Origin of the sequence: Pseudomonas sp. FSL R10-1339, assembly GCF_009600545.1 — a bacterium.
In the GTDB taxonomy this organism is placed as follows: Bacteria; Pseudomonadota; Gammaproteobacteria; order Pseudomonadales; family Pseudomonadaceae; genus Aquipseudomonas; species Aquipseudomonas bubulae.
Genome location: NZ_WIVQ01000344.1, coordinates 1 through 238 on the forward strand (window position 1 = coordinate 1; position 238 = coordinate 238).

General features: G+C 63.9%; 1 pseudogene. It reads left to right on the top strand.

Features of this window, described 5'->3' with window-relative positions:
- Window positions 1-238: pseudogene (locus GHO03_RS25005) on the top strand (sigma-54-dependent Fis family transcriptional regulator); the annotation flags it as partial.

Sequence of the window (238 nt, forward strand, 5' to 3'; positions counted from 1 at the left end):
TGGCCCGGCAACGTGCGTGAACTGGACAATGCGCTGCAGCGCGCGCTGATTTTGCAGCAGGGCGGTTTGATCGAAGCGGCCGATTTTTGCCTGTCCGGGCCGGTTGCCTGTGCACCTTTGCCGGTGCTGGCTGAAGCCTTGCCGGTGGATGTGGGTGATTCAGCCGGGGCGCTGGGTGAAGACCTGCGCCGTCGTGAGTTCCAGATGATTATCGACACCCTGCGCAACGAGCGCGGGC